This window comes from Actinomyces culturomici (assembly GCF_900499005.1).
GTDB classification, from domain to species: domain Bacteria; phylum Actinomycetota; class Actinomycetes; order Actinomycetales; family Actinomycetaceae; genus Pauljensenia; species Pauljensenia culturomici.
The window spans coordinates 1,322,973-1,337,084 of the sequence record NZ_LS991316.1 but is presented as its reverse complement, the minus strand read 5'-3'; the positions used below and the strand labels follow the sequence as shown (position 1 = coordinate 1,337,084).

The 14,112-nt window shown below is 65.8% G+C and carries 7 protein-coding genes and 2 rRNA genes; 8 read left to right on the top strand and 1 reads right to left on the bottom strand.

The window, feature by feature from the left end; translation table 11 throughout:
- Nucleotides 1-296: 296 nt before the first annotated feature.
- The 3 genes from DY157_RS05900 to DY157_RS05890 all read left to right on the top strand — a co-directional run bounded on the left by DY157_RS05900 (nt 297) and on the right by DY157_RS05890 (nt 5,597).
- A 23S ribosomal RNA gene (locus DY157_RS05900) occupies nt 297-3,421 on the top strand.
- A 195-nt stretch (nt 3,422-3,616) separates the two neighbouring features.
- A 5S ribosomal RNA gene (gene rrf / locus DY157_RS05895) occupies nt 3,617-3,733 on the top strand.
- Between the two features lie 466 nt (nt 3,734-4,199).
- The gene (locus DY157_RS05890; RefSeq protein ID WP_115727954.1) at nt 4,200-5,597 is read left to right on the top strand and encodes a threonine/serine exporter family protein; all 1,398 of its coding nucleotides are present in this window, start codon (nt 4,200-4,202) and stop codon (nt 5,595-5,597) included.
- 360 nt (nt 5,598-5,957) lie between these two features.
- Here DY157_RS05890 and DY157_RS05885 read toward each other — a convergent pair whose 3' ends face one another.
- On the bottom strand, nt 5,958-7,553 hold the full coding sequence (locus DY157_RS05885) for an aspartate:alanine exchanger family transporter (RefSeq protein WP_115727648.1): 1,596 nt from the start codon (nt 7,551-7,553) through the stop codon (nt 5,958-5,960).
- A 381-nt stretch (nt 7,554-7,934) separates the two neighbouring features.
- Here DY157_RS05885 and DY157_RS05880 point away from each other — a divergent pair, with 381 nt between their 5' ends.
- The 5 genes from DY157_RS05880 (at nt 7,935) to DY157_RS05860 (ending at nt 13,804) form a co-directional block, all read left to right on the top strand.
- The gene (locus tag DY157_RS05880) at nt 7,935-9,695 is read left to right on the top strand and encodes an acetolactate synthase large subunit (protein ID WP_115727647.1); all 1,761 of its coding nucleotides are present in this window, start codon (nt 7,935-7,937) and stop codon (nt 9,693-9,695) included.
- A gap of 3 nt (nt 9,696-9,698) precedes the next feature.
- Nucleotides 9,699-10,211 (top strand): acetolactate synthase small subunit, encoded by a 513-nt coding sequence (ilvN, locus tag DY157_RS05875; RefSeq protein ID WP_115727646.1) that lies wholly within the window; start codon nt 9,699-9,701, stop codon nt 10,209-10,211.
- A 2-nt stretch (nt 10,212-10,213) separates the two neighbouring features.
- On the top strand, nt 10,214-11,239 hold the full coding sequence (gene ilvC, locus DY157_RS05870; RefSeq protein WP_115727645.1) for a ketol-acid reductoisomerase: 1,026 nt from the start codon (nt 10,214-10,216) through the stop codon (nt 11,237-11,239).
- A 240-nt stretch (nt 11,240-11,479) separates the two neighbouring features.
- Entirely contained in the window at nt 11,480-12,538 is a 1,059-nt protein-coding gene (locus DY157_RS05865) for a 3-isopropylmalate dehydrogenase (RefSeq protein WP_115727644.1), read from the top strand.
- Nucleotides 12,539-12,658: 120 nt separating this feature from the next.
- Nucleotides 12,659-13,804 (top strand): branched-chain amino acid aminotransferase, encoded by a 1,146-nt coding sequence (locus tag DY157_RS05860; protein WP_115727643.1) that lies wholly within the window; start codon nt 12,659-12,661, stop codon nt 13,802-13,804.
- Nucleotides 13,805-14,112: the final 308 nt, after the last annotated feature.

Sequence of the window (14,112 nt, the reverse complement as noted above, 5' to 3'; positions counted from 1 at the left end):
TGTGGGGTGTTGGGGTGGGTGGTGCTTCCTTGTGCTCATGCTTGTTTCATTGCCTGTTGTGGGTGGTGGGTGTGGGTGCGTTTGTGGGGTTGGCAGGCATGGAGGCAAGCACGCTGTCGGGTTCACGTTCAACACCTGTTGGGCGTGGTGCCTCCCTTTTGGTTGTGGGCCTGTTGTGGTTCGCGTGTGGGGGGTTGGCCTGCTGCTTGTGCTGGCCTGGTTGGGTTGGTGTGGGTGGTGTGGTGGGTTGTTTGTGATTTGTATAGTGGTTGTGAGCATCTTTTGTTCTGTGGTTTTGTTTAGTTTTGTTGGGCATTCGGTGGATGCCTTGGCATCAAGAGCTGATGAAGGACGTTGCGGCCTGCGATATGCCTCGGGGAGTTGGCGAGCGAACTGTGATCCGAGGGTGTCCGAATGGGGGAACCTAGCTGGGGTTGTGCCTGGTTACCATCATCTGAACGTGTATAGGGTGGTGGGGGGAACGCGGGGAAGTGAAACATCTCAGTACCCGTAGGAAAAGATATTCCGTGAGTAGTGGCGAGCGAAAGCGGAGGATGGCTAAACCGTGTGTGTGTGAGAGCCGGCGGGCGTTGCATGTGCGGTGTTGTGGGGCTCATTCGTCTGCCTTCTGCCGGGGGTGGGCTGGTGTGTGTTGTGGGAGTTGAACCGTTTGGGATGGCGGACCGGAGTGCGTGAGAGTCGCGTAGATGGACTTCGACATACAGCAGTGGGGTGGGTGCCCGAGTAGTGCGGGACTCGTGAAATCTCGTGTGAATCTGCCAGGACCACCTGGTAAGCCTGAATACTCCTTGATGACCGATAGTGCATAAGTACCGTGAGGGAATGGTGAAAAGTACCCCGGGAGGGGAGTGAAATAGTACCTGAAACCGTGTGCCTGTAAGCCGTCAGAGCCTTGTGGGGTGATGGCGTGCCTTTTGAAGAATGAGCCTGCGAGTCAGTGATACGTGGCGTGCTTAACCCGTGTGGGGTATGCGTAGCGAAAGCGAGTCTGAAATATGGCGTTTGTCGCGTGTTCTGGACCCGAAGCGGGGTGATCTACCCATGGTCAGGTTGAAGCGATGGTAAGACGTCGTGGAGGACCGAACCCACCAGGGTTGAAAACCTGGGGGATGAACTGTGGGTAGGGGTGAAAGGCCAATCAAACTCCGTGATAGCTGGTTCTCCCCGAAATGCATTTAGGTGCAGCGTTGTGTGGTTCCTCGTGGAGGTAGAGCTACTGGATGGCCGATGGGCCCTTGGGGTTACTGACGTCAGCCAAACTCCGAATGCCATGAGGTGGAGCACGGCAGTGAGACGGCGGGGGATAAGCTTCGTCGTCGAGAGGGAAACAGCCCAGATCATCAGCTAAGGCCCCTAAGTGTGCGCTAAGTGGGAAAGGATGTGAGATCGCGGTGACAACCAGGAGGTTGGCTTAGAAGCAGCCATCCTTGAAAGAGTGCGTAATAGCTCACTGGTCAAGTGGTTTCGCGCCGACAATGTAGCGGGGCTTAAGCGTACCGCCGAAGCTGTGGCACTCACACGTATACGCCTGGGATCTTCAGGGTCCTGTGGTGGTGTGGGTGGGTAGGGGAGCGTCCTGCGTGCGGTGAAGCCTGCTGGGAATGGTGGGTGGAGCGTGTGGGAGTGAGAATGCAGGCATGAGTAACGAATGGCGGGTGAGAATCCCGTCCGCCGATTGACTAAGGGTTCCAGGGCTAGGTTTATCCGCCCTGGGTTAGTCGGGTCCTAAGGCGAGGCCGACAGGCGTAGTCGATGGACAACCAGTTGATATTCTGGTACCGCGTCGCAACCGCCAAGTGCTGAAGCTTTTGTGCTAACCAATCGCCGTCCTCCTCCTGCTGCCTTCGGGTGGTGGGGTGTGGGGGTGGTCTTGGGATCCTGATTGTGTGTAGGCAAGCGTGTTGACAGGGGTGACGCAGAGAGGTAGCTGCCGCGCGCCGATGGTTGTGCGTGTCTAAGGTTGTGGCCCGTCCGCCAGGCAAATCCGGTGGACAGAAGGGTGAGGGCTGATGGGGGTGCCCCTTATGGGGTGTCTGGTGGTGATCCTGTACTGTCAAGAAAAGCCTCGACGTGAGGGGGCGACGCGCCCGTACCCTAAACCGACTCAGGTGGTCAGGTAGAGTATACCGAGGCGTTCGAGTGAATCATGGTTAAGGAACTCGGCAAAATTCCTCCGTAACTTCGGGATAAGGAGGACCCTGCTGTGTGAACACCCCTTTTGCGGTGGGAGCGTGGTGGGGTCGCAGAGAATAGGGAGAAGCGACTGTTTATCAAAAACACAGGTGCGTGCGAAGTCGTAAGACGATGTATACGCACTGACGCCTGCCCGGTGCTGGAAGGTTAAGAGGAAGACTCAACCGCATTCGTGTGGTGAAGGTTTGAATTTAAGCCCCAGTAAACGGCGGTGGTAACTATAACCATCCTAAGGTAGCGAAATTCCTTGTCGGGTAAGTTCCGACCTGCACGAATGGCGTAACGACTTCTCCGCTGTCTCGACCGTGAACTCGGTGAAATTGCAGTACGAGTAAAGATGCTCGTTTCGCGCAGAAGGACGGAAAGACCCCGGGACCTTTACTATAGCTTGGTATTGGTGTTCGCTTGAACTTGTGTAGGATAGGTGGGAGACTGTGAAGCTTGGGCGCCAGCCTGGGTGGAGTCGTCGTTGAAATACCATTCTGGTTGAAGCGGTCATCTAACCTCGGCCCGTGATCCGGGTTGGGGACAGTGCCTGGTGGGTAGTTTAACTGGGGCGGTTGCCTCCTAAAATGTAACGGAGGCGCTCAAAGGTTCCCTCAGCCTGGTTGGTAATCAGGTGGCGAGTGCAAGTGTACAAGGGAGCTTGACTGTGAGACCGACGGGTCGAGCAGGTGCGAAAGCAGGAACTAGTGATCCGGCCATGGCACGTGGGTGCGTGGTCGCTCAACGGATAAAAGGTACCCCGGGGATAACAGGCTGATCTTGCCCAAGAGTCCATATCGACGGCATGGTTTGGCACCTCGATGTCGGCTCGTCGCATCCTGGGGCTGGAGTTGGTCCCAAGGGTTGGGCTGTTCGCCCATTAAAGCGGTACGCGAGCTGGGTTCAGAACGTCGTGAGACAGTTCGGTCCCTATCCTCTGTGCGCGCAGGAAACTTGTGGAGGGCCGTCCCTAGTACGAGAGGACCGGGATGGACGAACCTCTGGTGTGCCAGTTGTACCGCCAGGTGCATGGCTGGTTGGCTACGTTCGGAAGGGATAACCGCTGAAAGCATCTAAGCGGGAAGCCTGCTCCAAGATGAGGTTTCCGACACCAGTAATGGTGTGAAGGCCCCCGCCAGACTAGCGGGTTGATAGGCCAGAGGTGGAAGCGCCGCAACGCGCTCGTGAGCCGACTGGTACTAATGGGCCGACACTAAACACAACCCCCCCACCCCCCGCGGACGCCACGGTGGCAACACCAGGCCGAAGGACAAAAAGGGGGGACACAAAATTTGGGGGGAAGCGGAACACGCTGGAATGCTCACAACCACTATACGAATCACATCCAACCCACACCCCCGGGTGGTGGCACCACCACAAGGCGGGGGAAACACATGTGAATACGGATGATCATTCTTGCGGTGGTCATAGCGTTGGGGAAACGCCCAGCAACATTCCGAACCTGGAAGCTAAGCCCAACAACGCCGATGGTACTGCACCTGGGAGGGTGTGGGAGAGTAGGACGCCGCCGCAACACACCCAACCGGGGAGGGGGGAGAACCATTGTTGGTTCTCCCCCCTCCCGCCGTATCACACCCACACGCGCACACACCCGGTCACACCACCAGACGCGCACCCACACACACCAACACACGCGCGCACCCACGCGCACACAGTCCGCACCGGAAACCACGCGCCCTCACACGCGGTCACACCACCACACGCGCACACCAACACGCGCGCACGGTCCGCACCGGAGACCACGCGCGCTCACACGCGGTCACACCACCACACGCGCACACCCCCGCAAAAGGCCCACAACCCCCACACCCAACGGGTCCGCACCACCCGCAGTGGCCCATCCGACAACGCGCGTATGACAATCGTCCGTCCCGTGTTCACCCCGGTCGTGGAATGCTGTTCCCATGACGGAATCCACCCCTGCGGTCTTCCCGGCGTACGTCCCGGAAGAGCCCTCCGATGAGATCCAGGCCTCGCGAATCGCGGCTCACGATCGCCTTGCCCACCAGTCCCGCGTCGTCCTCCGACTCGGCCAGATGTTCCTCGCGTCGGGTGCGAGCGCCTACCGCGTGAAGGCCTCGATGGCGACCGTCGCGCATGCCGTCGGCATCGCGGAGCACCACGCCCAGGTGACGTACACGGAGATCATCGCGACTGCGTACGCCAACGGCACGTTCCGCACGGGCCTGGCGGAGCAGCGCCAGATGGGCGTGAACGCCGACAAGATCGACCGGCTCAACAACTACGTCGCATCGATCCGAGGCAAGTCCGTCCTCGTCGAGGATGTCGACAAGGCGCTCGACGACATCGAGCGGGTCCCCGCCCTCTACGACTGGTTCTCGAACGCCGCGGCCTCGGGCCTCGCCTGCGCGGCGTTCTCGTTCCTCAACGCCGGCGGTTGGGTCGAGTGCTCGGCGGTGGCTGTGGCCGCATTCTTCGGTCAGGCACTGCGCCGTCAAATGCTCCACCGCCGCATGAATCACTTCGGCGTGTGGATGGCGTGCGGCGCCGTCGCCGCGCTCATCTACATCCTGCTCGTCGCTCCTGCGCAGCACTTCCTGGGACTCGAGCCGACGCACCAGGCGGGGTTCATCTCGGCGATGCTGTTCCTCGTTCCGGGCTTCCCGCTCGTCACAGGCATTATCGACCTCGTTCGCCACGACTTTCAGGGGGGCATCGCGCGGCTTGTGTACGTCTTCATGCTCGTGGTCTCGGCGGGCGTGGCGACATGGGTCGTGTCGAGCGCGTTCCACTGGTCGGTGACCCCCGAGTACGTCTACATCCTCGCGCCGTGGCTGCTGTACACGCTGCGATTCTTCACGAGCTTCGTCGCGTCCTACGGCTTCGCGATGCTTTTCAATTCGCCGGCGAGAGTAGCGGCCGTGGCCGCGCTCATCGGCGCGGTGATCAACACGAGCCGCCTCGCCCTGCAGAACGAGGCGGGGCTCCCGACGCCCGCGGCGGTCGGTCTCGCGGCGCTCGCCGCCGGCCTGCTGGCGAGCTACGCGGCGAGCAAGACGCGCTTCTCCCGCGTCACCCTGTCGGTACCGGCGGTCGTCATCATGATTCCGGGCGTGCCGCTGTACCGCTCACTGACGTACCTCAACAACGGGCAGATGGTCGAGGCGCTCCAGTCGCTCTTCACGGTCGCCTTCACCATCCTCGGCATCGGCATCGGCTTGGCGGTCGCCCGCATGCTCACCGACAAGAACTGGCTGATGGAGAAGCCGCCGGTCGTCCCGCCGCTCGAGGAGACGGTGGTCGAGCTCGGCTCGGAGGACTCCGTCATCGTGGCCGCGGCCGAGGAGGACGCGGCGGGCGCGGTTTCCGCGGCGGAGGGCGCGGCCGAGGTCGGGATCGACGAGGCCGGGGCCTGAGGGCTTCCTCGACGGAGAGGATCAGGAGCGGGGCGACGCCATCGGCGCCGCCCCGCTCCCTTTTTTCGTCGGGGTGCGTCGGCCGGTCGCACGCCGAAGCCGGCCCCCTGACCAAGGCATTTCCCCGCCCGGATCACCCTCCCGCGACGTCGATAGTCGTGCGCGCTGACGTCGTGCGTTTGCGCAGGACGTCAGCGCGCATCCCCTCGACGGACCAACGTGATGCTCTCGGTGAGGCGAGGGCGAGTGGCGGGCGGGGGCGAGTGGAAAGGGCGGCTGAACGGCGGAGGGGGCCGCTGCGATAGCAGCGGCCCCCTCCGGGCGTCCTCGTCGATCGGAGGATCGAACGAGGAGGTGGAATCAGCCGATCCCGCCGAGGATCTGGGCGACGAGGATCTTGCCGACCATCGCGACCGGGTAGATGAGCGCGTAGCCGAGGGACACGCGCGGATCGGCGTTCGTACGGCCGTTCGCGAAGGCGAGGACCGCCGGCTGCGTCTGAGCGCCGCCGAGGAAGCCGGACAGCTGCGTGCCGCCCATCTTGAACATCCAGCGCATCGTGCAGTAGATGCCGACCGCCATGATCGACGTCATGATGAGGCCGAGGACGAAGATCTTAATCCAGTCGCCCGAGGTGAAGGCATTGGCGATCTGACCGCCCGCGTTCGCGCCCGCCTGCGCGAGGAACACGAGAAGTCCGAACTCGGAGAGCACCTGGCACGCGGTGTAGGGGAGCGCGGTGACGACCGGCCCGACGCGGCCGAGGCGGCCGAAGATCAGGCCGACGATGAGCGTGCCCGCCGCCGAACCGATCGAGAAGTAATCGCCGGACGGCGTGAGGATCGGGAGCTCGCCGATCGCGATGCCGAGCGCCATGCCGATGCCGAGGGCGATCGGGTTGATGTCGGAGAGGCCGCGCGCCGAGTCGCCGAAGAACTTCGTGATCGCCGCCATCTTCGAGGTCGGGGCGACGACGCGAACGCGGTCGCCCTCCTGGAGGATGAGGCCGGGCTCGGCGATCATGTCGACGTCGCCGCGGCGGACGCGCGAGATCGTCGCGGAGAACTGCTTGGCGAGGTCGAGATCGCCGACCGCGCGGCCCGCGACCTTCGGATCCGAGACCGTCATACGACGGAAATCGAGGTACGTGCGGTCCTGCATGAGCGAGTGCGAGGAGGCGTGGCCGAGCTCGGTCGCCGCGCGGGCCACCAGCTCGCGGGGGCCGACGACGGTGACGAGATCGCCCGGGTCGAGCGTGTCCGACATCGACGGGCGGGTGATAGGCCCGGTTTCGCCGCGGCGCAGACGCGAGAACGTGACCTTCGAGCCGAGCTTCTCGTAGATGTCGCCGACGAAGGGGTGGTCGTCGCGCTCGACGCGAATCGTCCTGTTCGACAGGGGGGAGGGGGTGTCGCGGTCGTTCTTGCCGTAGGAGAGGGCCGCCATCGAGGCGGCGAGCATGCCGATGACGCCGAAAAGGTAGGCGATCGAGTAGCCGACCGTCGCCCGGTCGAGCTGCCCCGTCGCGTCGCCCGCGGCCGCGAGGGCCGGCGTGTTCGTCACGGCGCCGGCGAAGGTGCCGGAGATCAGTGCGATGTCCATGCCCATCGCCTTGCCGACGCCGAGGCCGACGCCCGCCGCGACGATGTAGAGGACGACGACCGCGAGGATCGGACCGATCGCGGTCTTGAGGTTGTGGAAGAACGACGCGCCGGAGTTGATGCCGATCGCGAAGGTGAAGAGCGTGAGCCCGAGCGTGCCGAGCTGCGGGGTCACGCGCAGCTCGATGCCGTAGGCCTGCGCCCACGCCGCGAGGATGATCGCGAGGAACAGCACCGCCGCGGCGCCGAGGCCGATGCCCTTGATCTTGAGGTGGCCGAAGGCCATACCGATGCCGATGAGGATGAAGAGGAAGAGTACTGGCTGCTCCGCCAGCAACGTGAAAACCGTTTCCACAGGCGTGGACTCCCACTGTTGTAAGGGACACGAAACGTGGCCATTATCCCAGTGGGAACTCCGCCCGAAGCGGCCCATCGTCCCATGCCCTCCGGATCGCCGACGCCCGCGCCCGGCGCCGCGCGGGTCGACTCCGGCGGCCGATCGACGAGGGCGGGGCGGTGGTCCCGAAGTGTGAGACATCACGGGTGTGGGCCTCCACTGGGCCTACCGTAGAGACGTGCTCAACATTCTCGCGATCGGCATTCGCGTCCAGGTCCTCGTACCCGGGCGTGCGATTCCTGCCGCGTGAATACGGATGGATCGCACGCCTCATCCCCTCTCGCCCTGCGGCTGGGGATTTTTTCATGCGATCCACCCACGTGAAGAGAGGACCAAGCGGTGAAGGACACTGCGGAAACCCAGACGATGACCGGGGCCGAGGCGATCGTCGCCAGCCTCGAGGCCCTCGGCGTGACCGACGTCTTCGGCATGCCCGGCGGAGCCATCCTCCCCACCTACGATCCGTTGATGAGCTCGACGCTCCACCACATCCTCGTGCGCCACGAGCAGGGCGCCGGCCACGCCGCCGAGGGCTACGCCCTCGCAACCGGCCGCACCGGATGCGCGATCGTCACCTCCGGACCCGGTGCGACGAACACCCTGACGGCGCTCGCCGACGCGAACATGGACTCCGTCCCCATGGTCGTGATCTCCGGCCAGGTCGGGGCGTCGCTCATCGGCACCGACGCGTTCCAGGAGGCCGACATCGTCGGCGCGGCGATGCCCCTGACGAAGCACGCCTTCCTCGTCACCGACCCGAACGAGATCCCCGCCCGCCTCGCCGAGGCGTTCATGATCGCCTCCTCCGGGCGCCCCGGCCCCGTCCTCGTCGACGTCACGAAGTCCGCGCAGACGTCGAAGATGGAATTCTCGTGGCCGCCGATCATGGACCTGCCCGGCTACAAGGTCGCCGGCAAGCCGCACAAGAAGCAGGTGCGCGCCGCCGCCAAGGAGATCCTCAACGCCCAGGCGCCCGTCCTCTACGTCGGAGGCGGCCTCATCCGGTCCGGCGCCTCCGACTCGCTCGCGAAGCTCGTCGAGCTCACTGACGCGCCCGTCGTCACGACGCTCACCGCTCGCGGCGCCTTCCCCGACTCCGACCCGCACAACCTCGGCATGCCCGGCATGCACGGGACCGTCGCGGCCGTCGGCGCCCTCCAGCGCGCCGACCTCATCGTCGCCCTCGGCGCGCGCTTCGACGACCGCGTCACCGGGCGGCTCGACTCCTTCGCGCCGCGCGCGAAGGTCGTCCACATCGACATCGACGCCGCGGAGATCTCGAAGAACCGCTACGCCGACGTCCCGATCGTCGGCGACCTCTCCTCGGCGCTCCCCGCCCTCGTCGACGAGATCGCCGAGGAGCGCGAGAACGGCGCCGCCGACATCTCCGGATGGTGGCGCTACCTCAACCGACTGAAGGACTGCTACCCGATGGGGTGGACGGACACCGAGGACGGGCTCATGGCCCCCCAGGACGTCCTCTCCCGCCTCTCGAAGATCGCCGGCCCCGACGCGATCTACGTGACCGGCGTCGGCCAGCACCAGATGTGGGCCGCGCAGTTCATCGACTACGAGGAGCCGCGCCACTTCATCTCCTCGTCCGGCCTCGGCACGATGGGCTTCTGCATCCCCGCCGCCATGGGCGCCCAGGTCGGCGCCCCCGACAAGGTCGTGTGGGCGATCGACGGCGACGGCTCCTTCCAGATGACGAACCAGGAGCTCGCCACCTGCGCGATCAACGACATCCCCATCAAGGTCTGCCTCATCAACAACTCGGTCCTCGGAATGGTCCGCCAATGGCAGTCCCTCTTCTACGGGAAGCGCTACTCGAACACGACCCTCAACCCGGTCGACGGGGAGCAGATCCCCAACTTCGAGATGCTCGCGACCGCCTACGGCATGGCCGCGCGGACCGTCCGGTCGATCGACGAGGTCGACGAGGCGATCGAATGGGCGATGTCGATCAACGACCGGCCCGTCCTCATCGACTTCCGCGTGTCCAAGGACGCGATGGTGTGGCCGATGGTCGCCGCCGGCGTATCGAACGACGAGATCAGGTACGCCAAGGGCATGGCCCCCGACTGGGACGTGGAGGACTGAACGATGACGCAGATGCACACCCTCAGCGTGCTCGTGGAGAACAAGCCCGGCGTCCTCACGCGGGTCGCCGCCCTCTTCGCGCGCCGCGCGTTCAACATCAAGTCCCTCGCGGTCGGCGAGACCGAGCACCCTGAGATCTCGCGGATGACGATCATCGTCGCCGCCGACGACCAGCCCTTCGAGCAGGTGACGAAGCAGCTCAACAAGCTCGTCAACGTCCTCAAGGTCGTCGAGCTCGACGCGAACGACTCGGTCGAGCGGCGCCTCCTCCTCATCAAGGTGCGCGCCGACGAGGAGCGCCGCACCGGCGTCCTCCAGGTCGTCGACCTCTTCCGCGCGCACGTCGTCGACGTGCAGACCGAGTCCGTCGTCATCGAGTCGATCGGCTCGCTGTCGAAGTTGGAGGCGCTCGTCGCGGCACTCGAGCCGTACGGCGTCACAGAAATCGTCCAGTCGGGCGCCGTGGCGATCGGCCGCGGATCGCGCTCGATCACGGATCAATTGAAGGAGAAATGACAATGGCAGAGATCATCTACGACGACGGCGCCGATCTGTCGATCATCCAGTCCAAGAAGGTCGCCGTCATCGGATACGGCTCGCAGGGCCACGCCCATGCGCTCAACCTCAAGGACTCGGGCGTCGACGTGGTCGTGGGCCTCCGCCCCGGATCCTCCTCCTGGGAGAAGGCCGAGGCCGCCGGCCTCGAGGTGAAGGACGTGCCCGAGGCGGTGAAGGAGGGCGACGTCGTCATGATCCTCCTCCCGGACCAGGTGCAGCGCTACGTCTACGCCGAGCAGATCGCCCCCAACCTCAAGCCCGACGCCGCGCTCTTCTTCGCGCACGGCTTCAACATCCGCTACGGCTACATCGCCCCCGAGGCCGGCCACGACATCTGCATGGTCGCCCCCAAGGGGCCGGGCCACACCGTCCGCCGCCAGTTCCAGGACGGACGCGGCGTCCCCGCCCTCGTCTGCGTCGAGCAGGACGCCTCCGGCCAGGCCTGGGACCTCGCCCTCTCCTACGCGAAGGGCATCGGCGCGACCCGCGCCGGCGTCATCAAGACGACCTTCACCGAGGAGACCGAGACGGACCTCTTCGGCGAGCAGGCCGTGCTCTGCGGCGGCGTCTCGCGCCTCATCCAGTACGGCTTCGAAACCCTCACCGAGGCGGGCTACATGCCCGAGATGGCCTACTTCGAGGTCTGCCACGAGATGAAGCTCATCGTCGACCTCATCAACGAGGGCGGCCTCACGAAGCAGCGCTGGTCCTGCTCCGACACCGCCGAATACGGCGACTACGTCTCCGGCCCGCGCGTCATCGGCCCGCAGGTGAAGGAGGCCATGAAGGAGGTCCTCGCGGACATCCAGGACGGCACCTTCGCCAAGCGCTTCATCGCCGACCAGGACAACGGCGGCCTCGAGTTCAAGGCGCTGCGCGCCGAGGGCGAGGCCCACCCGATCGAGAAGACCGGTCAGAAGCTCCGCAAGGCCTTCGGCTGGACCTCGGCCGACGCCGACTACACGGACGGCTCCGCCGCCCGCTGATCCGGGAACCTCCGAGTCGGTGAGTCCGACTCGAGCTTCGGGGCCCGCGCCGCACGGCGCGGGCCCCGCCGCATCCTGTGCCCCCGACCCGTTCCCACCCTTCGTCGGCGCCCCGCCCCGACCTCGTCGATCAGGGAACGAGGCGCGCCCCCGAAAGGCTGGAATTCTCACCTGCCGGACCGTTCGACCAGTGGGCGGACGACTCCGGGCGGCCCGCGCGCGCCGCCCCACAATGGGCGCATGACGACTCTCAAGCTCGCAGTGATCCCCGGCGACGGCATCGGCAAGGAGGTCGTGCCCGAGGGCCTCAAGGTCCTCGCCGCCGTCCTCGACGGGTCCGACATCGCCCTCGAAACGACCGAATTCGACCTCGGCGCCGACCGGTGGCACCGGACCGGCGACACCCTCACCGACGAGGACCTCGAGGCGATCAAGGGCCACGACGCGATCCTCCTCGGCGCCGTCGGCGACCCGTCCGTCCCCTCCGGAGTCCTCGAGCGCGGACTCCTCCTCAAGCTCCGCTTCGCCCTCGACCACTACGTCAACCTCCGCCCGTCGAAGTACTTCGAGGGCGTCCCCAGCCCGCTCGCCAACCCCGGCGACATCGACTTCGTCGTCGTCCGTGAGGGCACCGAGGGCCTCTACTGCGGCAACGGCGGCGCGGTCCGCGTCGGCACCCCGCATGAAATCGCCACCGAGGTCTCCGTCAATACAGCGTTCGGCGTCGAGCGTGTCGTCCGCTACGCCTTCGAAAAGGCGAACGCGCGGCCCGCCAAGCACCTCACCCTCGTCCACAAGCACAACGTCCTCGTCAACGCCGGCCACCTCTGGCGCCGCACCGTCGAGGCCGTCGGCGCCGAATACCCGGACGTCCGCGTCGACTACTGCCACGTCGACGCCGCGACGATCTACATGGTGACCGACCCGCAGCGCTTCGACGTCATCGTCACGGACAATCTCTTCGGCGACATCCTCACCGACGAGGCCGGGGCGGTGACCGGAGGCATCGGACTCGCCGCCTCCGGCAACATCAACCCCGACGGCGCCTTCCCCTCGATGTTCGAGCCCGTCCACGGGTCCGCCCCCGACATCGCCGGGAAGGGCCTCGCCGACCCGACCGCGACGATCGCCTCGGTCGCCCTCCTCCTCGACCACATCGGCCGCGCGGACCTCGCCGCCCGCGTCGACGCCGCGATCGAGAAGGACATGGCCGCGCGCGCCGCTGCCGCCGCCTCCGGCGCCCCGCTCGTCCGCTCCACCTCGCAGATCGGGGACGACCTCGTCGCCGCGCTCGCCTGAGCGCACGCTTTCGCTGAGGCCCGCCCGTCCCTTCCGTCCGACGGTCACATGACGGAACCGGGGCGGGCGCGCCGCATCCGCGCCATATCCTGTGAGGGAACCGACTCTCAGGAGGAACCCATGGCGATCACGCACACACCGACGGAACTCGAAGCCCTCTCGGAGCAGCCGATCGCCGTAGCCGATGAGCTCGCCGGCCGCTTCCCGCTCACGCCGAACCCGAACCCGGCCAGCCAGGAGCAGTACGACGAGGTCATGAGCACCCTCGCCTTCGGCCGCCAGTTCACCGACCACATGGCCCACATGCGCTGGACGCGCGACGGCGGCTGGTCCGACCGCGGCGTCATCCCCTACGGGAAGCTCGAGCTCACGCCCGGCGCCTCCGTCCTCCACTACGCCCAGTCCGTCTTCGAGGGCATCAAGGCCTACCGCCACGACGACGGCTCGATCTGGACCTTCCGCCCCGCGTACAACGCCGCGCGCCTCAACCACTCGGCGGCCCGCCTCGCACTCCCGCAGATCGACCGCGAGGACTTCGTCGCCTCCCTCGTCGACTACGTCCGCGCCGACGCGAAGTGGGTGCCCGAGGGCGACGGCACGAGCCTCTACCTCCGTCCCTTCATGTTCGCGTCCGAGGAGTTCGTCGGCGTCCACCCGGCCGGCGTCGTCGACTACTACGTCATCGGCTCCCCCTCGGGCCCCTACTTCACCTCCGGCTTCACCGGCGTCCCGATCTGGGTCGTCAAGGGCGCCCATCGCGCGGGCCCCGGCGGCACCGGCTCGGCGAAGTGCGGCGGCAACTACGCCGCGTCCCTCGCCCCGCAGATGGAGGCGGCCGCGAAGGGCTTCTCCCAGGTCTGCTTCCTCGACACCTACGAGGAGAAGTACCTCGAGGAGCTCGGCGGCATGAACATGTTCGTCGTGATGGCGGACGGGACGATCCGCACGCCCGAGCTCACCGGCGTCATCCTTGAGGGCGGCACGCGCTCGGCGATCTGCAAGATGCTGCGCGAGCAGGGCGTCGACGTCCGCGAGGAGCGGATCGCCCTCGACGAGCTCGTCTCCGGCATCGAATCGGGCGCCGTGTCCGAGGTCTTCGCCTGCGGCACCGCTGCGGTCGTCACTCCGATCACGCGCCTCGCCAACGACGACTTCGACGTCGAAATCCCGGTCGGGGAGCGCACCCGCGCGATCCACAAGGCCCTCACCGACATTCAGATGGGCCGCGCCGAGGATCCCTACGGCTGGATGTACCGGCTTGCCTGACGGGCGGCGACGTCGCGGCCCACTGTCGACTTCGACGAACGGAGGGGCTCCCTCACCATTCGGTGAGGGAGCGCCTCCGTTGTCTGCGCCCGCCCGCAGTGTGCCCGAAACCGACGCGGGACCTGGCGTTTTCGGGCGTTTACGTCGGAATCGGGCACATGCCGTTCGCAGTGTGCCTGAAACCGTCGCGGGCCCCAGCGTTTTCGGGCGCTTACGCCGGAATCGGGCACACTCCGCTCGTGGGGCGCCCGAAACCGGCCCGTGCCCTGGCGTTTTCGGGCGCTTACGCCGGAATCGGGCACATGCCG

Excerpts from the sequence above, each read along its gene's own strand:
- ilvC (WP_115727645.1), top strand. The coding sequence starts at position 10,214 with ATGGCAGAGATCATCTACGACGACGGCGCCGATCTGTCGATCATCCAG.
- DY157_RS05860 (WP_115727643.1), top strand. The coding sequence starts at position 12,659 with ATGGCGATCACGCACACACCGACGGAACTCGAAGCCCTCTCGGAGCAG.
- DY157_RS05865 (WP_115727644.1), top strand. The coding sequence starts at position 11,480 with ATGACGACTCTCAAGCTCGCAGTGATCCCCGGCGACGGCATCGGCAAG.
- ilvN (WP_115727646.1), top strand. The coding sequence starts at position 9,699 with ATGACGCAGATGCACACCCTCAGCGTGCTCGTGGAGAACAAGCCCGGC.